Origin of the sequence: Pseudomonas monachiensis, assembly GCF_047345015.1 — a bacterium.
GTDB classification, from domain to species: Bacteria; Pseudomonadota; Gammaproteobacteria; order Pseudomonadales; family Pseudomonadaceae; genus Aquipseudomonas; species Aquipseudomonas monachiensis.
Map to the genome: position 1 here is coordinate 839,403 of NZ_CP178857.1, position 20,799 is coordinate 860,201.

Below are 20,799 nucleotides of genomic sequence, written 5' to 3' on the forward strand. Positions count from 1 at the left end.
ATCGTGAACATGCCTGAACGAGACCCTGCCATGAGTGAAGAGATTCTGATCAACATCACGCCGATGGAATCGCGCGTGGCGGTGGTCGAAAACGGTGTCCTGCAAGAGGTCCACGTCGAGCGTACGCAAAAGCGCGGGATCGTCGGCAACATCTATAAAGGCAAAGTCGTGCGGGTATTGCCGGGAATGCAGGCGGCATTCGTCGATATCGGCCTGGACCGTGCCGCGTTCATTCATGCGTCGGAAATTTCCCTGCGCGAAGGCCCTGCGGTCGAAAGCATCAGTGCTCTGGTGCACGAAGGCCAGAGCCTGGTGGTGCAAGTGACCAAGGATCCGATCGGTTCCAAGGGCGCACGCCTGACCACCCAGCTCTCGATTCCTTCGCGTTACCTGGTGTACATGCCGCGCACCGCTCACGTTGGCATTTCCCTGAAGATCGAAGACGAAGCCGAGCGCGACCGCCTCAAGCAGGTGGTCACCGACTGCGTGGCCAAGGAAGGGATCAAGGAGGCCGGCGGTTTCATCCTGCGCACGGCAGCCGAAGGTGCCGGCGCCGATGAAATCCTCATGGACATCCGTTATCTGCGCCGTCTCTGGGATCAGATCAACGCCCAGATCAAAACGATCAGTGCGCCTAGCGTGATCTACGAAGACCTCGGTCTGGCGCTGCGCACTCTGCGTGACCTGGTGAGCCCGAAAATCGAGAAGATCCGCATCGACTCCCGGGAAACCTTCCAGAAAACCACGCAATTCGTCGCCGAACTGATGCCCGAGATTGCTGACCGCCTGGAGCATTACCCGGGTGAGCGGCCGATTTTCGACCTGTATGGCGTCGAAGACGAAATCCAGAAGGCGCTCGAGCGCAAGGTCCCGCTCAAGTCCGGCGGTTATCTGGTGGTCGATCCGGCGGAAGCCATGAGTACCATCGACGTCAACACAGGGGCATTTGTCGGCCATCGCAATCTCGAAGAGACCATCTTCAAGACCAACCTCGAAGCCGCGACGGCCATCGCCCGTCAATTGCGTCTGCGTAACCTGGGCGGAATCATCATCATCGACTTCATCGACATGGAAGATGAAGAGCACCAGCGCCAGGTGTTGCGCACACTCGAAAAGCAACTGGAGCGCGATCACGCCAAGACCAACATCATCGGTATCACCGAGTTGGGCCTGGTGCAGATGACCCGCAAGCGCACCCGCGAAAGCCTTGAGCAAGTGCTATGCGAACCGTGCAATGCCTGTCAGGGGCGGGGCAAGCTCAAGACCCCGGAAACCGTTTGCTACGAAATCTTCCGCGAAATCCTGCGTGAGGCTCGCGCCTATCAGGCGGAAGGCTATCGTGTATTGGCAAACCAGAAAGTGGTGGACCGCCTGCTCGACGAAGAGTCGGGTAACGTCGCCGAGCTCGAAGGATTTATTGGGCGCACCATCCGCTTTCAGGTCGAAACCATGTATTCCCAGGAACAATACGACGTGGTGCTGCTCTGAAGCGTTTCGTCTTGATTGTTCGAGAAGGGCTGGCCTCAGCTTTTTGCAAAACTTTTGCCATGGGAGCCACCTGACATGGATCGTCTGACACGCATTTTGGCTGTTCTGACCCGCTGGGGGCTGGGCCTGTGCGCGTTGGTTTTGGTGTTGATGGCGCTCTACGTCAGCCTTGGCCGGGAGCTGACGCCGTTAGTCGCCGAGTACCGTGCCGACATCGAGACCAAAGCCAGCGATGCCTTGGGCATGCCGTTGCAAATCGGCGAACTCGAAGGCAACTGGAGTGGATTCGCCCCCATATTGATGGCCCGCGACGTGACAGTCGGCGAGGGCGCCAATGCCTTGCGCCTGGATCAGGTGCGCGCGGTACCGGACCTTTGGGCCAGCCTGTTGGCCCGTCAGGTACGCATCGCTCATCTGGAATTCAGCGGTCTGAAGATCAACCTCAAGCAAGCCGAAGACGGTCAATGGGCGCTGGAAGGTCTGCCGGTGAAGCAGGACCAGCCCGCCGATCCGGAGCAACTGCTCAATCGCATGCAGATGATCCAGCAACTGTCGGTGCTCGACAGCCAGGTAACCTTGCAGCCGTTTGGCGAATCGCCGCTGACCCTGACTTACGTCGGCCTGAATCTGAAGGTCGGGGCGTCACGGCAGCGGCTCGACGCACGGCTGACCCTGCCTGACGGGCAACCGGTGGCCATGAGCCTGCGTACCCGTATTCGAGCCAGTCAATGGAAGGACGGTGAAGCCGAGGTCTACCTGAGCCTGCCGCAAAGCGACTGGTCGAAGTGGTTGCCTGAACGTCTGACCCAGCAGTGGAATTTTTCCGAGATCAAGGCCGGCGGCGAGCTGTGGGTGACCTGGGGCAAAGGCACCTTGCAAAGCGCTGCGGTGCGCTTGAACGCGCCACAACTCAAGGGCGCCTATGCCGAGCGCAAGCCGATCCAGATCAATAACCTGGCGCTCAATGGTTACTTCCAGCGCAGTGCCAAAGGCGCGTCGGTGACTCTGGACTCCCTGGCGATGAACTTCGGGGAGACCCGCTGGGAAACGCATCTGCAGCTCACGCAAAACGCCGCCACTAATAAAACCGAAGAACTCTGGCACCTGCAAGCCGACCGGGTTGATCTCACTCCGCTGACCCCGCTGCTTAACGCCCTGGCGCCGTTCCCGAAAGATTTCGCCACGCTCGTCGAGCGGTTAAAAGTCACGGGTGGCCTGCGTAACGTGCTGGTCGACTTCCGCCCCAATGCCACCGACGACAGCAAGTTCGGGTTTGCCGCCAACCTCGACCAGGTAGGCTTCGACGCCTATCACGGTGCGCCGGCGGCACGAAATGTCAGCGGCAGCATCAGCGGTGACCTGGGGCAAGGTGAACTGCGCATGGATAGCAAGGATTTCATGCTGCACCTGGACCCGATATTCGCCAAGCCATGGCAGTACATTCAGGCCAATGCGCGGTTGACCTGGAAGCTCGATAAAGAAAGTTTCACCCTGATCGCGCCGTATCTGAAAGTGCTGGGCGAGGAAGGCAAGATCGCCGGCGACTTCCTGATTCGCCTGCATTTCGATCACACCCGGGAAGACTACATGGACCTGCGGGTCGGCATGGTGGACGGCGACGGTCGCTACACCGCCAAGTACTTGCCGACCGTCCTCAGCCCGGCGCTGGACGAATGGCTGCGCACTGCGATTCTCAAGGGCGCGGTGGATCAGGGCTTCTTCCAGTATCAAGGCTCGCTCAGCCACGGTGCCGCGGACGTTGATCGCAGCATCAGCCTGTTCTTCAAGGTTCACGATGCCGAACTGGCCTTCCAGCCGGGCTGGCCCCATGTCAGCAAGGTCAGCGGCGATGTGTTTGTCGAAGACAGCGGCGTGCGGATTCTGGCCAGCACGGGCCAGTTGCTCGATACGCAGGTCAACGATATCTACGTCAACATTCCCCATGTGCCGACCGGGCAGAACGTTCATTTGTTCCTCGATGGCGGATTTGCCGGCGGTTTGGGCGATGGCCTGAAAATCCTCCAGGAAGCGCCGATCGGCACCGGGCCGACCTTTGCCGGCTGGGGAGGCGAGGGTGACCTGCAAGGCAAGTTGAAGCTGGATATTCCCTTGGCAAAAGGCGAGGAACCGAAGATCCTCGTCGACTTCAAGACCGCCAGGGCACGCTTGAAACTGGCCGAACCTGCGCTGGAACTGAGCCAGCTCAAAGGTGATTTCCGTTTCGACAGCGACGAAGGCCTGAGCGGGCACAACATCAATGCCCGGGCGTTCGACAAGCCCGTCACCGCACGGATTTATGCCGATGGCAGCCCGGGCAGGCTCAAAACCCGGGTGTCCGCGACAGGGCAGGTCGAGGTCAGGAGACTGACCGACTGGCTGAAGGTGACCCAGCCTCTGCCGGTGAGCGGCGTGATCCCGTATCAACTGCAACTGACCCTGGACGGCGCCGACAGCCAGTTGATGGTCAATTCCAGCCTCAAGGGCGTGGCCGTCGATTTGCCTGCACCGTTCGGCATGACTTCCGAGACCGGGCGCGACACGACGTTCCGCATGACGTTGCAGGGCGACGAGCGACGCTATTGGGTCAACTACGGGGATCTGGCGAGTTTCACGTTCGCGGCCCCAGCCAGCAATTTCGCCGATGGTCGCGGGGAATTGTCCCTCGGTGGCGGCGAAGCCGTGTTGCCTGGCACCAAAGGCCTGCGGATACGGGGCGTGCTGTCGGAGCTGGACGTTGGCCCGTGGAAGGATCTGGTGGACAGGTACGCCGGACAAGACCCCGGAGGCAGCGCCAGGCAATTGCTCAGTGGCGCGGATTTCAAGGTCGACAAGCTCAGCGGTATCGGCACTACCCTCGATCAGGCCTCGATCCAGCTGGTGCGCAAGCCTTCTGCCTGGGCGCTGCAACTGGACAGCCAGCAGATCAAGGGCAGTGCCAACCTTCCCGATTCGAAGGCCACGCCAATCGCGATCAATCTTCAAACCGTGCGCCTGCCCGCGCCGGACCCGACCGTGCTGGCCGATGAAAACTCACCGGATCCGCTGGCGTCGGTGGACCCGACGAAAATCCCCGCGATGGACATCACCATCAATCAGCTATTCCAGGGCCAGGATCTGGTGGGGGGCTGGTCGCTGAAGATTCGTCCAACGCCCAAGGGGATCGTGTTCAACTCCCTGGACCTGGGCCTCAAGGGCATTCTGTTGGTGGGCAGCGGCGGCTGGGAAGGCGTGCCGGGTGCCAGCAACAGTTGGTACAAGGGCCGCATCAGCGGCAAGAACCTTGCAGACGTGCTCAAGGGCTGGGGGTTTGCGCCGAGCGTCACCAGCCAGGACTTCTATATGGACGTTGATGGCCGCTGGCCCGGCTCACCGGCCTGGGTGGCGACCAAGCGTTTTTCCGGCACGCTCGATGCGACGCTCAATGAGGGGCAGTTCGTCGAGGTTGAAGGCAGTGCCCAGGCGCTGCGGGTATTTGGCTTGCTCAACTTCAACTCCATCGGCCGGCGCCTGCGCCTGGACTTCTCCGACCTGTTCGGCAAAGGCCTGAGTTATGACCGGGTCAAGGGGCTGCTGGTCGGGACCGATGGTGTGTATGTCACCCGCAAGCCGATCCAGTTGACGGGCCCGTCGAGCACCATTGAACTCGACGGCACGCTGAACATGGTGGCCGATCAGATCGATGCGAAACTGATGGTGACCTTGCCGGTGACCAATAACCTGCCGATTGCCGCTTTAATCGTCGGCGCACCCGCGGTCGGCGGGGCGCTGTTCCTGATTGACAAGCTGATCGGTGACCGGGTCTCCCGTTTCGCCAGTGTGAAGTACACCGTCAAAGGGCCGTGGAAAGAACCGAAGATTACCTTCGACAAGGCTTTTTGAGATCCTTTTGAAAAGGCGCTCGGCAAGCCTATGGAGTAGCATGGCCGCATACGATTCCAGGAGTGCGCCATGTCCGTAGCGGTGATTCAAATGGTCAGCCAGAGCGATGTGCTGGCCAATCTGGCCCAGGCCCGTCGGCTGCTCGAGCAAGCGGCCGACGGTGGCGCGAAACTGGCGGTATTGCCGGAAAACTTCGCCGCCATGGGCCGGCGTGACATAGCCGACATCGGGCGCGCCGAAGCACTGGGTGAAGGCCCGATCCTGCCCTGGTTGAAACAGACCGCACGTGACCTCAAGTTATGGATTGTAGCCGGCACGTTGCCGTTGCCGCCGGTCGATCAGCCGACGGCCAAGGTGCATGCCTGTTCGTTGCTGGTCGATGACCAGGGTGAAACGGTGGCGCGCTACGACAAGCTGCACCTGTTCGACGTCGACGTGGCCGACAATCGCGGCCGTTATCGGGAATCCGATGACTATGCTTATGGCAGTGGGGTCGTGGTGGCGGACACACCGGTTGGACGGGTTGGCCTGACGGTCTGTTACGACTTGCGCTTCCCTGAGTTGTACAGCGAATTGCGCGCGGCCGGCGCGGAACTGATTACCGCCCCTTCGGCCTTCACGGCGGTGACCGGCGCGGCGCATTGGGATGTGCTGATTCGCGCACGGGCCATCGAGACACAATGTTATGTGCTCGCGGCCGCCCAGGGTGGGACGCATCCGGGGCCGCGGGAAACCTTTGGCCATGCCGCCATCATCGACCCGTGGGGGCGTGTGCTGGCACAACAGGATCAAGGCGAGGCCGTGCTGCTGGCCGAACGCGACAGCAGCGAACAGGCGTCCATCCGGGCGCGGATGCCGGTGTCCAGTCACCGGCGCTTTTTCTCGCAGGGCGCCCAGCGACCTGCATCAGAACGACGAATTTAAGGCGTAAAGCATATGAGCGAGTTGTTGTCCTCAGTCAGTGAACACCTGCTGGCGCCCGGTGGCGTCACGATCGAGAGCCTGCAAGGCGTGCTCGGCGACCTGGCCGGGCCGGGCATCGATGCGGCCGACCTGTATTTCCAGGGGCAGATCTCCGAGTCCTGGGCGCTGGAAGACGGTATCGTCAAGGAAGGCAGCTTCAACCTCGACCAAGGTGTGGGCGTGCGCGCGCAATCGGGTGAAAAAACCGGTTTTGCCTACAGCAATGCCATCACCCTGGAAGCCCTTGGCGCGGCGGCGCGGGCCGCCCGTTCGATTTCCCGGGCCGGGCAGCACGGCACCGTACAGGCATTCACCAGCCAGGATGTCGCGCAGTTGTATGCGCCGGACAATCCCCTGGAAGTGCTGACCCGTGCCGAGAAAGTCGATTTGCTCAAGCGAATCGATGCCGCGACCCGCGCCCTCGACCCTCGCATCCAGCAAGTCACCGTGAGTATGGCCGGTGTGTGGGAACGGATTCTGGTGGCTTCCACTGACGGCGGTCTGGCGGCGGATGTGCGCCCGCTGGTGCGTTTCAATGTCAGCGTGATCGTCGAGCAGAACGGCCGTCGCGAGCGCGGCGGTCATGGCGGTGGCGGTCGCACCGATTACCGTTATTTCCTCGGCGAAGACCGCGCCATGGGCTATGCCCGTGAAGCGTTGCGCCAGGCGCTGGTCAACCTGGAAGCCATTCCGGCCCCGGCCGGTACCTTGCCGGTGGTGCTCGGTTCAGGCTGGTCGGGCGTACTGCTGCACGAAGCCGTCGGTCATGGCCTGGAAGGTGATTTCAACCGCAAGGGCAGTTCGGCTTATAGCGGGCGCATGGGCGAGATGGTTGCGTCGAAGCTGTGCACCATTGTCGATGATGGCACCCTGGCCGGTCGCCGTGGCTCGTTGAGCGTCGACGACGAAGGCACGCCGACCGAGTGCACCACGCTGATCGAAAACGGCGTCCTCAAGGGCTACATGCAGGACAAGCTCAACGCCCGCCTGATGGGCGTGGCACGCACCGGTAACGGTCGTCGCGAATCCTACGCGCACTTGCCGATGCCGCGCATGACCAACACCTACATGCTCGCTGGCGAAAGCGACCCGGCGGAAATCATCGCCTCGGTGAAGCGTGGCATCTACTGCGCCAACCTGGGTGGCGGTCAGGTGGACATCACCAGCGGCAAGTTCGTGTTCTCCACCAGTGAGGCGTACCTGATCGAGGACGGCAAGATCACCGCTCCGGTCAAGGGCGCGACCCTGATCGGCAACGGGCCGGAAGCCATGAGCAAGGTATCGATGGTTGGTAATGATCTGTCGCTGGACAGCGGCGTGGGCACGTGTGGCAAGGATGGGCAGTCGGTGCCGGTGGGTGTCGGCCAGCCAACGCTGAAGATTGATGCGATCACCGTGGGTGGCACGGGCGCATAACGACGGGGATATCCCCTGTAGGAGCTGCCGTAGGCTGCGATCTTTACCCAGACAATTGAGTTCTGAGCGAAAGATCAAAAGATCGCAGCCTTCGGCAGCTCCTACAGGACGGGAAGGGCGTTACTCAGCGCAGACCGCGTTGAGTCTCGTCCAGCTCACGGATGTACTTGAAGATTTTACGGCTGGAAGCAGGAGGCTTGTTTTGCGCAACCTCATGCTGGGCCTGACGGATCAGGGAACGCAATTGCTGGCGGTCCGCGTCCGGGTAATCGACGACGAACTTTTCCAGAACGGCATCGTCGCCGGCAATCAGACGATCACGCCAGCGCTCCAGGTTATGGAAGCGTTCGTTGTATTGACGGGTGGAGGCATCGAGTTGATCGAGCAGAACCAGAATGGCGGCAGTGTCCTGATCGCGCATCAGTTTACCGATGAACTGAAGGTGCCGTTTACGCGCGATATTCGCGGTGTGCTTGGGCGCATCGGCCAGAGCCCGACGCATTCCGTCGGTCAAGGGCAGTTTTGCCAGCAAGTCAGGCTTGAGTGTTGTAAGGCGCTCGCCAAGGTCAACCAGAGCATGCAGCTCGCGTTTTACCTGGGATTTGCTTTTTTCTCCCGTATCGAGGGAGTCGTCGTAAGAATCAACCATGGTGGCCGTCCGCAAAGAAACGCCGCCATGATAACCAGTCGGGGGCCGCTTGTCCGGCCCGGTCGCTCGATGACCGTTACCGAAAGCAGAATTTGAGTGGAGAACAGCATGAGTGCAGTTGAAAGCGTCGGCCCACAAGCGTTGCCGGCACTGCAGGAACAAGTCGAGCAGATCATCGCTGAAGCCAAACGCCAGGGCGCCAGTGCCTGTGAAGTGGCGGTGTCACTGGAGCAGGGTTTGTCGACCACGGTGCGCCAGCGTGAAGTCGAAACCGTTGAATTCAACCGCGACCAGGGTTTTGGCATCACCTTGTACGTCGGTCAGCGCAAAGGCTCGGCCAGCACTTCGGCCAGCGGCCCTGATGCGATTCGCGAAACCGTCGCCGCTGCACTGGCCATCGCCAAGCACACCTCGGAAGACGAAGCCTCGGGTCTTGCGGATGCCGCGCTGATGGCGCGGGATATTCAGGATTTCGACCTGTTCCACCAATGGGACATTACGCCGGAACAAGCCATCGAACAGGCCCTGGCCTGCGAAGCCGCGGCGTTTGCCGCCGACAGCCGGATCAAGAACGCCGACGGCACCACCCTCAGTACCCATCAGGGCTGCCGCGTTTATGGCAATAGCCACGGGTTTATCGGCGGTTACGCATCGACTCGCCACAGCCTGAGCTGCGTGATGATCGCCGAGGCCGATGGCCAGATGCAGCGTGATTACTGGTACGACGTGAACCGCCAAGGCAATCTGCTCGCCGACCCGGTGAGCATCGGTCAGCGCGCAGCGCAAAGGGCGGCGAGCCGTCTGGGCGCGCGTCCGGTGCCGACTTGCGAGGTGCCGGTGCTGTTTTCCGCAGAGTTGGCCGGAGGGCTGTTCGGCAGTTTCCTGTCGGCGATTTCCGGCGGCAGCCTGTATCGCAAGTCTTCGTTCCTTGAGGGCACTCTCGGGCAGAAGCTGTTTCCGGAGTGGCTGACCATCGACGAGCGTCCGCATCTGATGCGTGCCATGGGCAGCGCAGCGTTCGACGGTGATGGTTTGGCAACCTACGCCAAACCGTTCGTCGAAAAAGGCGAGTTGGTGTCGTATATCCTCGGCACCTATTCCGGCCGCAAGCTCGGCATGCCGAGCACGGCTAACGCCGGCGGCGTGCACAACCTGTTCGTCACCCATGGCGACGAAGACCAGGCCGCCTTGCTGCGGCGCATGGGACGTGGCTTGCTGGTGACTGAATTGATGGGGCAGGGCCTCAACATGGTGACCGGCGATTACTCCCGTGGTGCAGCGGGTTACTGGGTCGAGAACGGTGAAATCCAGTTCGCGGTGCAGGAAGTGACCATCGCCGGCAACATGCGCGACATGTTCAAGCAGATCGTGGCCGTGGGTAACGATCTTGAATTGCGCAGCAACATTCGCACAGGTTCGGTGCTGATCGAGCGGATGACGGTGGCGGGTAGCTAAGCCTCGGCCGCTGTACAAAAAAAGGCGCGTCACCCATTGGGTGGCGCGCCTTTTTTATTACTACACGGCAAACCCCTTGCAGGAGCGAGCTTGCTCGCGAAGCGGAGTGTCAGGCGACATTGAAGTTGAAAGTGGTGATGCCATCGTCGGAACGCCGCCCGGAGCAGGCTCGCTCCTGCAACGGCTGGGCCTATCTTCTTTTCTGTAGCTTTTATTCGCCTTCGTCGAAGAAGTTGTTGATCAACGCCACCAGCGCATCCAGCGCTTCCTGTTCCTGCTCGCCTTCGGTGCTCAAGTGGATCGTGGTGCCTTTGCCGGCAGCCAGCATCATCATCGCCATGATGCTTTTGCCATCGACCATGGACTCTGGTGTCCGACCGGCCCGGATCTGGCACGGGAACTGACCCGCTACCCCAACGAATTTTGCAGAAGCGCGAGCGTGCAGGCCCAATTTATTGATGATTTCGATTTCCAGAGCAGGCATCGCGATGTGAATCCTTTAGCTGAGGTCGCGGTGGCGGACCTGGACGTTCTTCAGGGATTGTTGCAGCGTCTGCCCCAGACGCTCGGTCAGGTAGACGGAACGGTGATGTCCGCCAGTGCAGCCAATGGCAATGGTGACGTAGGCGCGGTTGCTGGCGGCAAAACGAGGCAGCCACTTTAGCAGGTATGTGGAAATGTCCTGAAACATCTCTTCGACATCCGGCTGTGCCGCCAGGTATTCGGCAACCGGTTGATCGAGCCCGGACTGCTCGCGCAATTCCGGTTTCCAGTAAGGGTTTGGCAGGCAGCGCACATCGAAAACCAGGTCGGCGTCCACCGGCATGCCGCGCTTGAAGCCGAAGGACTCGACCAGGAAGGCAGTTCCCGGCTCGGGCTGATTCAACAGGCGCAGTTTGATGGCGTCGCGCAGCTGGTACAGGTTCAGGCTGGTGGTGTTGATCTTGAGATCGGCAAGGTCGGCAATCGGCCCGAGCAGGGCGCTCTCAACGTTGATGGCTTCGGCCAGCGAACGGTTGGCGTTGCTCAGGGGGTGGCGTCGGCGGGTTTCCGAGAAGCGCTTGAGCAGGGTTTCTTCGTCGGCGTCCAGATACAGCACATCGCACTGGATGTGGCGGGCACGGACTTCCTCGAGCAGGTCGGGAAAGCGTGACAGGTGGCTTGGCAGGTTGCGCGCGTCAATGGAAACGGCGACCAGCGGCTGCAACATCTCGGTATGAACCAGGGCGCGCTCGGCCAGCTCCGGCAGCAGGCCGGCGGGCAGGTTGTCGATGCAGTAGTAGCCGTTATCCTCAAGTACGTTGAGGGCGGTACTTTTACCTGAGCCGGAACGGCCACTGACGATGATCAAGCGCATGATTACTGACCGTTTTGCTCGTTCAGGACAACCTGATACAGGGCTTCGTTACTTGCAGCACTACGCAGCTTTTCACGCACGTCCTTGCGGTCGAGCATGCTGGCGATCTGTCGCAGCAGCTCAAGGTGCGCATCGGTGGCGGCTTCCGGGACCAGCAGCACGAACAGCAGGTCAACCGGCGCACCATCGATGGCGTCGAAATCGATAGGGGCGTCCAGGTGCATCAATGCACTGATGGGCGAAACACAGCCCTTGAGACGGCAATGTGGAATGGCGATGCCGTTACCAAACCCGGTGGAACCGAGTTTTTCACGAGCAATCAGTGCCTCGAAGACATCTTGCATCTCCAGGGCCGGCACTTCGCGGGCGATCAGATTGGCAATTTGTTCGAGGGCTTTCTTTTTACTGCCTCCCGGCACGTTCACCAGGGAACGGCCGGGGGTCAGGATACTTTCAAGTCGGATCATGGGTAGGGAGTGTTAACGACCGGTTGCGCCCTGTAGGAGGCTCTGGGTCTTTTCCTTATGCTTTTTGAGTTGTTTATCCAGCTTGTCGGTGAGTGCGTCGATCGCGGCGTACATATCGGTATGCTCCGCGTTGGCGACCACTTCATTCCCGGGAATATGCAGCGTGGCTTCGATTTTCTGCTTCAGTTTTTCGACGGTCATCGTGACCTGCACATTAGTGATCTTGTCGAAATGTCGCTCCAATCGTTCGAGTTTTTCGCCGATGTAGGTGCGAAGAGGTTCGGTCACTTCCAGTTGGTGTCCACTGATGTTGACTTGCATACAGCTTCTCCTTCGTTGCCAGTGCATAAAGCGGTAGACCAGATGATCTACCACTGGAACGCTGTGGCGTGGCCCTACATCAACCGCTTGCGTTCGCTCGAAGGCGCGATCCCGAGGGATTCGCGGTACTTGGCGACGGTGCGGCGAGCCACCTGAATGCCTTGTGCCTCCAGTAAACCAGCGATCTTGCTGTCACTCAACGGCTTTTTCTGATTTTCCGCTGCAACCAGTTTTTTGATGATCGCCCGGATCGCCGTGGACGAGCATTCGCCGCCTTCGGAGGTGCTTACGTGACTGGAAAAAAAGTACTTCAGTTCATAAATGCCCCGGGGGGTGTGCATGAATTTCTGGGTGGTCACCCGTGAAATCGTCGATTCATGCATGCCGACCGCTTCGGCGATGTCATGCAGGACCAGCGGCTTCATGGCTTCGTCGCCGTACTCCAGGAAGCCGCGCTGATGCTCGACGATCTGGGTGGCAACCTTCATCAGGGTTTCATTGCGGCTCTGCAGGCTCTTGATGAACCAGCGGGCTTCCTGCAGCTGATTGCGCATGAAGGTATTGTCGGCGCTGGTGTCGGCGCGGCGCACGAAACCGGCGTACTGGGCATTGACCCGCAGCCGTGGCACCGACTCCTGATTGAGTTCCACCAGCCAGCGCTCGTTGTCCTTGCGCACGATGACGTCAGGAACGACGTACTCGGCTTCGGTGGACTCGATCTGCGAGCCCGGGCGCGGGTTTAGGCTCTGGACCAGCTCGATGACCTGGCGCAGTTCGTCTTCCTTGAGCTTCATGCGGCGCATCAACTGGCTGTAGTCACGGCTGCCAAGCAGGTCGATGTAATCGCTGACCAGGCGCTTGGCTTCGGCCAGCCAAGGGGTCTTGGCAGGCAGCTGGCGCAATTGCAGCAGCAGGCATTCACCGAGGTTGCGGGCGCCGATGCCGGCTGGCTCGAATTGCTGGATGCGGTGCAGGACGGCTTCGATCTCGTCCAGTTCGATGTCCAGTTCCGGGTCGAAGGCTTCGAGGATTTCCTCGAGGGTTTCGTCCAGGTAGCCCTGATTGTTGATGCAGTCGATCAGGGTCACGGCGATCAGGCGATCGGTGTCGGACATCGGGGCCAGGTTCAGTTGCCACAGCAAGTGGCTCTGCAGGCTTTCGCCGGCCGAGGTGCGGGTGGTGAAGTCCCACTCGTCATCATCATTGCTGGGCAGGCTGCTGGCGCTGGTCTGGTAAACGTCTTCCCACGCGGTGTCGACGGGGAGTTCGTTGGGGATACGCTCGTTCCAGTCACCCTCATCGAGGTTATCAACCGTCGGGGCGCTTTCCTGATAGGAAGGTTCCTGGATGTCAGTGTTGGGCTTTTGTTCGGCGTTGTCGGCCAAGGGATCGGAATTGTCGAAGTCGTCGCCTTCTTCCTGGCGTTCGAGCATCGGATTTGACTCCAGGGCCTCCTGGATTTCCTGTTGCAGGTCCAGGGTCGACAATTGGAGCAGGCGGATGGCCTGTTGCAGCTGCGGTGTCATCGTCAGCTGCTGGCCCATTCTCAAGACTAGCGATGGTTTCATGGCAGGGGCTTAACACCTTATTCGCCGGCGCACATGCGCCATCCACTACAGGGCGCCGGGGCGCCAAACTTAAGCAAATTATATGCCTGAAACTAAAGGGTTTGCCTAGAGCGCTGTAACAATAAAAAACTATAAAGCGGTGTTGCTGCGCTGCCCTTGTTGAGGGCTGACCACGCTTGTCGGCACGGTGAGTGCCCGGGCGATGGCCTGGGCACGACTCAGTGCTTACAGGCGGAACTCATGGCCCAGATACACTTCCTTGACCAGGTCGTTGGCCAGGATGGTCTCTGCGTCGCCCTCGGCGATCAGTTGGCCGTCATTGACGATGTAGGCGGTTTCACAGATATCCAGGGTTTCACGAACGTTGTGGTCCGTGATCAGCACGCCAATGCCCTTGGCCTTGAGGTGGTGAATGATCTGCTTGATGTCGCCGACCGAAATCGGGTCCACGCCGGCGAAGGGTTCGTCGAGGAGGATGAATTTCGGGTTGGTGGCCAGGGCGCGGGCGATTTCCACGCGACGACGCTCGCCGCCGGACAGGCTCATGCCCAGGTTGTCGCGGATGTGGCTGATGTGGAATTCCTGCAGCAGGCTTTCCAGTTCCTTGCGACGGCCGGCCTTGTCGAGTTCCTTGCGGGTCTCGAGGATGGCCATGATGTTGTCGGCCACCGACAGCTTGCGAAAGATCGATGCTTCCTGCGGCAAGTAACCGATACCGGCCTTTGCGCGGCCGTGCATCGGCTGGTGGCTGACGTCCAGGTCATCGATCAGGACGCGGCCCTGGTCGGCTTGCACCAGGCCGACGATCATGTAGAAGCAGGTGGTCTTGCCGGCGCCGTTCGGGCCAAGCAGGCCGACGATCTGGCCGCTGTCGATGGACAGGCTGACATCACGCACGACCTGGCGGCTCTTGTAGCTCTTGGCCAGATGCTGAGCTTTCAGAGTTGCCATTACTGGGCCTTTTTCTCGTCGGTTTTCTTCTTCGGCTGGATCACCATGTCGATACGCGGACGCGCCTCGGTGACCTTGCTGCCTGTAGCGCGACCGGCGCTGGCGAGCTTCTTGTCGGTGTCGTAGACAATTTTCTCGCCTTGGGTGACGTTGTTGTCCTTGTCGACAACTTTGGCCTTGTCGATCAGTACGACGCGATTTTGCGCGGCGTGGTACTGGATCGTCACGCCCCAGCCCTGCACGGGCTTGGTGTCGCCAGCCGTTTGCAATTGCTCGAAGTACGCCAGGTTGCCCACCGAGGTCACTACGTCAATGTCGCCAGTCGGGGTGCGGGTGATGGTAACGGTGTTGCCTGTCACCTTCATCGAGCCTTGGGTGATGATCACGTCACCCTTATAGGTAGCAATACCTTGCTTGTCGTCCAGTTGGGCATCGTCGGCCTGGATGCGGATAGGCTGCTGTTGATCTTCCGGCAGAGCCCAGGCGCTCACGCTTCCCAGTGCTGCGCCCAGACTGAGCAAAATCGGGAGGGTTTTAACGAGCCTCATACTGTCCTCTTACGTTCGATAGCAGGTGTATCCTGCTTTCTTTCAAATACGCTTTCATTCCCTTGCCAGTCGATACACCGCCAGCGCCGTCGATTCTAACGTCTTGCTCGGTCTGCGCATATTGCTGCTGCGGGAACACGGTCATGCGGGTGCTGGTGATCAGGGTTCTACGGTTTTTCTCGTCGAAACGCGTGATGCGCACGTCATCGATCAGTTCGACCTGCGTGCCATCAGGATTGACCTCGCCGCGCAGGCTCTGGACGTGCCACGGGAATTCAGTGCCGCGGAACACATTCAGGTCGGGGTTGGTCAGCAATGTCACCTCGGTCGCCTTCAGGTGCTCGACCTTGTCGGACACCAGATCATATTGCAGCTTGCCGTCGGGCAGGTACTGCACGCTGTGGGCGTTGATGGCGTAATAGTCGATCGCGCTCTCATCGACCGGCGTTACCGGCTTGTCGAGGAAGCGTTCCGGGCTGATGTTCCAGTAGCCAACCGCGGCGAATATTGCCGCGATGCAAGTGAACATCAGGGTGTTGCGAAACTTTTTGCTCAGCATAGTGGGCTCACAGGTACGCCGCATTGGCCGCATCGAGGCGGTCCTGGGCGCGCAGGATCAATTCGCAGAATTCGCGAGCGGCACCTTCGCCACCGCGGGCGAGGGTGATGCCGTGAGCGTGTTCACGCACGAAACCGGCGGCATTGGCCACCGCCATGCCCAGGCCGACGCGACGAATCACCGGCAGGTCCGGCAGGTCGTCGCCGAGGTAGGCCACCTGTTCATAGCTCAGGTTGAGTTGGGCCAGCAGTTCGTCGAGTACCACCAGTTTATCTTCGCGACCCTGATAGAGGTGCGGGATACCGAGGTTTTTGGCCCGCCGCTCGACCACCGGGGTCTTGCGGCCACTGATGATGGCGGTCTGCACGCCGGCGGCCATCAGCATCTTGATGCCCTGGCCGTCGAGGGTGTTGAAGGTCTTGAACTCGCTGCCGTCTTCGAGGAAATACAGGCGCCCATCGGTCAGCACGCCATCGACATCGAACACCGCCAGCTTGATCTGTTTGCCGCGTTGCAGCAGGTCCGCACTCATTACATTACTCCTGCACGCAACAAGTCGTGCATGTTCAAGGCGCCGACCGGGCGGTCGTCTCTGTCGACCACGACCAGCGCGTTGATTTTATGATCTTCCATGATTTTCAGCGCTTCGGCGGCGAGCATCTCGGCGCGGGCAGTCTTGCCGTGTGCAGTCATGACCTGGTCGATGGTAGCGCTATGGATGTCGATGCTACGGTCCAGCGTGCGACGCAAGTCACCGTCGGTAAAGATCCCGGCCAGCTTTCCATCGGCTTCCAGGATCACCGTCATGCCCAGGCCTTTGCGGGTCATTTCCATCAGCGCGTCCTTCAGCAGGGTGCCGCGCTGTACTTGCGGCAACTCTTGCCCGGCGTGCATGACATTTTCCACTTTAAGCAGCAGGCGTCGGCCCAGGGCGCCGCCGGGATGGGAAAAGGCGAAGTCTTCGGCGGTAAAGCCACGGGCTTCCAGCAGCGCGACGGCCAGGGCATCGCCCATGACCAGCGCGGCGGTGGTTGATGAGGTGGGTGCCAGGTTCAACGGGCAGGCTTCGTGTTCGACGTGAACATTCAGGTTCACCTCGGCGGCCTTGGCCAGCGGCGAGCCAGGGTTGCCGGTCATGCTGATCAACTGAATGCCCAGGCGCTTGATCAGTGGCAGCAGGGTCACGATTTCATTGGTGGAGCCGGAATTCGAGAGCGCCAGAATGATGTCGTCGCGGGTAATCATGCCCATGTCACCGTGGCTGGCTTCAGCCGGGTGCACAAAAAACGCCGTGGTGCCGGTGCTGGCCAGGGTCGCGGCAATCTTGTTGCCGATGTGCCCCGACTTGCCCATGCCGACCACGACCACGCGGCCTTTGCTGGCCAGAATCATCTCGCAAGCGCGTACGAAATCCGCGTCGATATGGGGCAGCAGGCCTTGCACGGCCTCTACCTCGAGGCGGATGGTGCGTTGTGCTGATTGAATCAGGTCGCTGGATTGGCTCATGTCAGAAATCGTATAGCCTGATGAAAAGGCGGCGATTATAGCGGTTATGATCGAATCCCTCACGCTAGTTCGTCGCGCATTGCCATCCTTGTTGCCGGAAACCTTCTAAACGGGGCTTTCAACCGGTCATGCAGTTGAACATGTCCTGGCTTTGGCCTTGGGCGCGCAGCCTTTGCAATGCTATAGTTCGCCGCCAGTTCGGCCTGCCCGGGAGGTATGTGCTTTCGGCAGAAAGCCAGGCGTCCGAGTGAGAGGCTGCATCGCAAGGAGTTTAGATGAGTGCCGATAACGCCTACGCGGTCGAGCTGAAGGGACTGTCCTTCAAGCGCGGTGCGCGCAGCATTTTCAATAATGTCGATATCCGTATCCCGCGCGGCAAGGTCACCGGCATCATGGGGCCTTCCGGGTGTGGCAAGACCACGCTCCTGCGTCTGATGGGCGCCCAGTTGCGGCCCACCCAGGGTGAAGTCTGGGTCAACGGTCAGAACCTGCCAAAACTGTCGCGCAGCGACCTGTTCGATGCGCGCAAGCATATGGGCGTGCTGTTTCAGAGCGGCGCATTGTTTACCGACCTCGATGTCTTCGAGAATGTCGCTTTTCCACTGCGGGTTCACACGCAACTGCCGGAAGAAATGATCCGCGACATCGTCCTGCTCAAACTGCAGGCCGTAGGCTTGCGGGGCGCCATCGAGCTGATGCCCGACGAGCTTTCCGGCGGCATGAAGCGCCGTGTTGCTCTGGCCCGGGCGATTGCGCTCGACCCGCAGATCCTCATGTACGACGAGCCCTTTGTCGGCCAGGACCCCATCGCCATGGGCGTTTTGGTGCGCCTCATCCGGTTGCTCAACGATGCGTTGGGCATCACCAGCATCGTGGTCTCCCACGACCTGGCCGAGACCGCGAGCATTGCCGACTACATTTATGTGGTGGGCGATGGTCAGGTGTTGGGGCAGGGGACACCGGACGAGTTGATGAACTCGGATGAACCGCGCATTCGCCAGTTCATGACCGGCGAACCCGACGGGCCGGTTCCGTACCACTTTCCAGCGACGGATTACCGCGCAGATCTTCTGGGGAAGCGCTGATGCGCAGAATTTCATTGATAGAGCGCGTTCGCCGCTTCGGCCAGGCCGGCATCGATGTGTTGGCGGTGTTCGGGCGTTCGAGCTTGTTCCTGTTTCATGCCTTGCTTGGTCGGGGCGGCATCGGTGGCGGTTTCGGGCTGCTGGTCAAGCAGTTGCATTCGGTGGGCGTGATGTCCCTGGTGATCATCGTGGTCTCCGGGGTGTTCATCGGCATGGTGCTGGCGCTGCAGGGCTTCAACATTCTTTCCAGCTATGGTTCGGAGCAGGCTGTCGGGCAGATGGTTGCCCTGACGCTGCTGCGTGAACTGGGGCCGGTGGTGACCGCCTTGCTGTTCGCTGGGCGCGCAGGTTCGGCGTTGACCGCCGAAATCGGCAACATGAAATCCACCGAGCAGTTGTCCAGCCTGGAAATGATCGGGGTCGACCCGCTCAAGTACATCATTGCGCCACGTTTGTGGGCCGGCTTCATTTCCCTGCCGGTGCTGGCGATGATCTTCAGCGTGGTGGGTATCTGGGGCGGCTCGTGGGTGGCGGTCGACTGGCTGGGAGTCTATGAGGGCTCCTACTGGTCGAACATGCAGAACAGCGTGACGTTTACCGAGGACGTGCTCAACGGGATCGTCAAAAGCATCGTCTTTGCCTTTGTGGTGACCTGGATCGCCGTTTTCCAAGGCTATGACTGCGAACCCACTTCCGAGGGGATCAGTCGTGCCACTACCAAGACCGTTGTGTATGCCTCGTTGGCAGTACTCGGCCTGGACTTTATTCTGACCGCCTTGATGTTTGGAGATTTCTGATGCAAAACCGCACCCTGGAAATCGGTGTCGGCCTTTTCTTGCTGGCTGGCATCCTGGCTTTGCTTTTGTTGGCGTTGCGGGTCAGTGGCCTGTCCCCGAGTCCGAGCACCGACACCTATAAACTTTACGCCTACTTCGACAATATCGCCGGTTTGACGGTCAGAGCAAAGGTGACCATGGCCGGTGTGACCATCGGCAAGGTCACGGCCATCGATCTGGATCGCGACAGTTTTACCGGTCGGGTGACCATGCAGCTGGAAAAACGCATCGATAATCTGCCGGCGGACTCCACTGCATCTATCCTGACCGCTGGCCTGTTGGGCGAGAAGTACATCGGTATCAGCGTGGGCGGGGAAGACACCCTGCTCAAGGATGGTGGAACCATCCATGACACGCAGTCATCGCTGGTGCTCGAAGACCTGATCGGTAAATTTCTGCTCAATACCGTTAGCAAAGAAGCTAAATGAGGAACAGTTAAATGATCTCTACCTTGCGACGTGGCCTGTTGGTAATGCTCGCGGTGTTTCCGTTGGTGTCCCATGCCGCAGCGGCGCCTTCGGCGCACGATCTGGTGCAGGACACAACCAACCGTATGCTCGCGGACCTGGCGGCAAACAAAGAGAAGTACAAGCAGGACCCGCAGGACTTCTATACGGCGCTGGACAATATCGTCGGGCCGGTTGTGGATGCCGAGGGTATTTCCAAGAGCATCATGACGGTCAAGTACTCGCGTAAAGCTACGCCTGCGCAGATGAAAACCTTCGAAGAAAACTTCAAGAAGGGCCTGTTCCAGTTCTATGGCAATGCCTTGCTTGAGTACAACAACCAGGGCATCACCGTTGATCCGGCCAAAGACGAGTCGGGCGACCGTACCAGCGTCGGTATGACCGTCAAGGGCAGCAGCGGCGCTATCTATCCAGTGTCCTACACGCTGGAAAAGATCAACGGCGAGTGGAAACTGCGTAACGTCATCATCAACGGCATCAACATCGGCAAACTGTTCCGCGATCAGTTCGCCGATGCGATGCAGCGCAATGGCAATGACCTGGACAAGACCATCAACGGTTGGGCCGGGGAAGTCGCCAAGGCCAAGGAAGCCACCGACAACAAGCCAGGGCAGTCAGCCCAATGAGTGAGTCGGCAGTCCAGATGGACGAAGCGGGCGAGTTGCGACTCAGTGGTGTGCTGGATTACCGCACCGGCCCTGGCCTGCGCGAGCAGGGCAAGGCGCTGATCAAGGCCAGCAAGGCTACGGCGCTGGTGGTCGATTGCTCGGCGGTGACCAAGTCCAGCAGTGTCGGTTTGTCGTTACTGCTGTGCTTTATCCGCGATGCGCAGGCGGCCGGCAAGGCCCTGAGCATCCACGGGATGCCGGAAGACATGCGTGAAATCGCTCAGGTCAGTGAGCTGACCGAGCTGTTGGCGCATCACTAACCCGCATCTATAAGGAAGCCCCCCGTCAGAGTCCTGCTCCGCGGGGTTCGCAGGCGCGGGGCTTTTTTGTATGATGTCCGACCCGCGCGCACAGGGCGCCGATTGAGGTTGAGCATGCAGGCCAACGAAGTTAAGAGCTTTCTTGAAGGAAAGCTGCCCGGAACGAAAGTAGAAGTCGAGGGCGAAGGCTGCAATTTCCAGCTGAACGTGATTAGCGATGAACTGGCGGCGTTGAGCCCGGTCAAGCGTCAGCAGCAGGTCTATGCCCATTTGAACCCGTGGATCGTCGATGGCAGCATCCATGCGGTCACTATGAAATTTTTCAGCAGCGCGGCCTGGGCCGAGCGCACCTGAGC

The 20,799-nt window shown here is 60.0% G+C and carries 22 protein-coding genes; 11 read left to right on the forward strand and 11 right to left on the reverse strand.

All coding sequences use genetic code 11. The annotated features are described in order from the left end of the window. Positions 1 to 30 precede the first annotated feature (30 nt). The 4 genes from rng to tldD all read left to right on the forward strand — a co-directional run bounded on the left by rng (position 31) and on the right by tldD (position 7,746). Entirely contained in the window at positions 31 to 1,488 is a 1,458-nt protein-coding gene (gene rng / locus ACMDB8_RS03630) for a ribonuclease G (protein ID WP_056728345.1), read from the forward strand. 75 nt (positions 1,489 to 1,563) lie between these two features. Further along, a complete protein-coding gene (locus ACMDB8_RS03635) occupies positions 1,564 to 5,367 on the forward strand; it encodes a YhdP family protein (protein ID WP_409078298.1) in 3,804 nt (1,267 codons plus the stop codon). Positions 5,368 to 5,436: 69 nt separating this feature from the next. Continuing rightward, positions 5,437 to 6,291 (forward strand): carbon-nitrogen hydrolase family protein, encoded by an 855-nt coding sequence (locus ACMDB8_RS03640; protein WP_056728349.1) that lies wholly within the window; start codon positions 5,437 to 5,439, stop codon positions 6,289 to 6,291. A gap of 12 nt (positions 6,292 to 6,303) precedes the next feature. Then, on the forward strand, positions 6,304 to 7,746 hold the full coding sequence (gene tldD, locus ACMDB8_RS03645) for a metalloprotease TldD (protein WP_056728350.1): 1,443 nt from the start codon (positions 6,304 to 6,306) through the stop codon (positions 7,744 to 7,746). Between the two features lie 124 nt (positions 7,747 to 7,870). On the opposite strand, the gene yjgA is transcribed toward tldD, so the two are convergent. Next, a complete protein-coding gene (gene yjgA / locus ACMDB8_RS03650; RefSeq protein ID WP_056728351.1) occupies positions 7,871 to 8,395 on the reverse strand; it encodes a ribosome biogenesis factor YjgA in 525 nt (174 codons plus the stop codon). A 108-nt stretch (positions 8,396 to 8,503) separates the two neighbouring features. Here yjgA and pmbA point away from each other — a divergent pair, with 108 nt between their 5' ends. Beyond that, positions 8,504 to 9,850 carry a metalloprotease PmbA gene (gene pmbA / locus ACMDB8_RS03655; RefSeq protein WP_056728352.1) on the forward strand — a complete coding sequence of 449 codons (1,347 nt, stop codon included), beginning with the start codon at positions 8,504 to 8,506 and terminating at the stop codon, positions 9,848 to 9,850. A 211-nt stretch (positions 9,851 to 10,061) separates the two neighbouring features. Here pmbA and ACMDB8_RS03660 read toward each other — a convergent pair whose 3' ends face one another. From ACMDB8_RS03660 to ACMDB8_RS03705, 10 genes are all read right to left on the reverse strand, one after another. Then, positions 10,062 to 10,334, reverse strand: coding sequence for an HPr family phosphocarrier protein (locus ACMDB8_RS03660; protein WP_007970256.1), 273 nt, complete (start codon positions 10,332 to 10,334; stop codon positions 10,062 to 10,064). A gap of 15 nt (positions 10,335 to 10,349) precedes the next feature. Further along, positions 10,350 to 11,207 (reverse strand): RNase adapter RapZ, encoded by an 858-nt coding sequence (rapZ, locus tag ACMDB8_RS03665; RefSeq protein ID WP_056728354.1) that lies wholly within the window; start codon positions 11,205 to 11,207, stop codon positions 10,350 to 10,352. A gap of 2 nt (positions 11,208 to 11,209) precedes the next feature. Continuing rightward, positions 11,210 to 11,674: a PTS IIA-like nitrogen regulatory protein PtsN gene (gene ptsN / locus ACMDB8_RS03670; RefSeq protein ID WP_056728355.1), complete on the reverse strand. Its 465-nt coding sequence runs from the start codon at positions 11,672 to 11,674 to the stop codon at positions 11,210 to 11,212. A 12-nt stretch (positions 11,675 to 11,686) separates the two neighbouring features. Then, positions 11,687 to 11,995 (reverse strand): ribosome hibernation-promoting factor, HPF/YfiA family, encoded by a 309-nt coding sequence (gene hpf / locus ACMDB8_RS03675; RefSeq protein ID WP_007941242.1) that lies wholly within the window; start codon positions 11,993 to 11,995, stop codon positions 11,687 to 11,689. A 74-nt stretch (positions 11,996 to 12,069) separates the two neighbouring features. Continuing rightward, on the reverse strand, positions 12,070 to 13,563 hold the full coding sequence (locus ACMDB8_RS03680) for an RNA polymerase factor sigma-54 (RefSeq protein ID WP_056728357.1): 1,494 nt from the start codon (positions 13,561 to 13,563) through the stop codon (positions 12,070 to 12,072). A 225-nt stretch (positions 13,564 to 13,788) separates the two neighbouring features. Then, positions 13,789 to 14,514: an LPS export ABC transporter ATP-binding protein gene (gene lptB / locus ACMDB8_RS03685; RefSeq protein WP_008054366.1), complete on the reverse strand. Its 726-nt coding sequence runs from the start codon at positions 14,512 to 14,514 to the stop codon at positions 13,789 to 13,791. Then, a complete protein-coding gene (lptA, locus tag ACMDB8_RS03690) occupies positions 14,514 to 15,062 on the reverse strand; it encodes a lipopolysaccharide transport periplasmic protein LptA (protein WP_056728359.1) in 549 nt (182 codons plus the stop codon). The genes lptB and lptA overlap by 1 nt, the downstream gene beginning before the upstream one ends. Next, on the reverse strand, positions 15,049 to 15,621 hold the full coding sequence (gene lptC / locus ACMDB8_RS03695; RefSeq protein WP_056728360.1) for an LPS export ABC transporter periplasmic protein LptC: 573 nt from the start codon (positions 15,619 to 15,621) through the stop codon (positions 15,049 to 15,051). Before lptC ends, lptA begins: the two co-directional genes overlap by 14 nt. 7 nt (positions 15,622 to 15,628) lie before the next feature. Continuing rightward, positions 15,629 to 16,153, reverse strand: a complete 525-nt coding sequence (locus tag ACMDB8_RS03700) for a KdsC family phosphatase (RefSeq protein WP_008046159.1) — start codon at positions 16,151 to 16,153, stop codon at positions 15,629 to 15,631. Then, the gene (locus tag ACMDB8_RS03705; RefSeq protein ID WP_056728361.1) at positions 16,153 to 17,127 is read right to left on the reverse strand and encodes a KpsF/GutQ family sugar-phosphate isomerase; all 975 of its coding nucleotides are present in this window, start codon (positions 17,125 to 17,127) and stop codon (positions 16,153 to 16,155) included. The genes ACMDB8_RS03700 and ACMDB8_RS03705 overlap by 1 nt, the downstream gene beginning before the upstream one ends. 275 nt (positions 17,128 to 17,402) lie before the next feature. Here ACMDB8_RS03705 and ACMDB8_RS03710 point away from each other — a divergent pair, with 275 nt between their 5' ends. The 6 genes from ACMDB8_RS03710 to ACMDB8_RS03735 all read left to right on the forward strand — a co-directional run bounded on the left by ACMDB8_RS03710 (position 17,403) and on the right by ACMDB8_RS03735 (position 20,797). Then, positions 17,403 to 18,212 (forward strand): ATP-binding cassette domain-containing protein, encoded by an 810-nt coding sequence (locus tag ACMDB8_RS03710; RefSeq protein WP_056728364.1) that lies wholly within the window; start codon positions 17,403 to 17,405, stop codon positions 18,210 to 18,212. After that, a complete protein-coding gene (gene mlaE / locus ACMDB8_RS03715; RefSeq protein ID WP_056728366.1) occupies positions 18,212 to 19,009 on the forward strand; it encodes a lipid asymmetry maintenance ABC transporter permease subunit MlaE in 798 nt (265 codons plus the stop codon). Before ACMDB8_RS03710 ends, mlaE begins: the two co-directional genes overlap by 1 nt. After that, the gene (gene mlaD / locus ACMDB8_RS03720; RefSeq protein WP_056728368.1) at positions 19,009 to 19,476 is read left to right on the forward strand and encodes an outer membrane lipid asymmetry maintenance protein MlaD; all 468 of its coding nucleotides are present in this window, start codon (positions 19,009 to 19,011) and stop codon (positions 19,474 to 19,476) included. The genes mlaE and mlaD overlap by 1 nt, the downstream gene beginning before the upstream one ends. 11 nt (positions 19,477 to 19,487) lie before the next feature. After that, positions 19,488 to 20,141, forward strand: coding sequence for an MlaC/ttg2D family ABC transporter substrate-binding protein (locus ACMDB8_RS03725; RefSeq protein WP_056728370.1), 654 nt, complete (start codon positions 19,488 to 19,490; stop codon positions 20,139 to 20,141). Beyond that, a complete protein-coding gene (locus ACMDB8_RS03730) occupies positions 20,138 to 20,443 on the forward strand; it encodes an STAS domain-containing protein (RefSeq protein WP_056728372.1) in 306 nt (101 codons plus the stop codon). The genes ACMDB8_RS03725 and ACMDB8_RS03730 overlap by 4 nt, the downstream gene beginning before the upstream one ends. A 114-nt stretch (positions 20,444 to 20,557) precedes the next feature. Next, positions 20,558 to 20,797 (forward strand): BolA family protein, encoded by a 240-nt coding sequence (locus ACMDB8_RS03735; RefSeq protein WP_008046181.1) that lies wholly within the window; start codon positions 20,558 to 20,560, stop codon positions 20,795 to 20,797. Positions 20,798 to 20,799 lie beyond the last annotated feature (2 nt).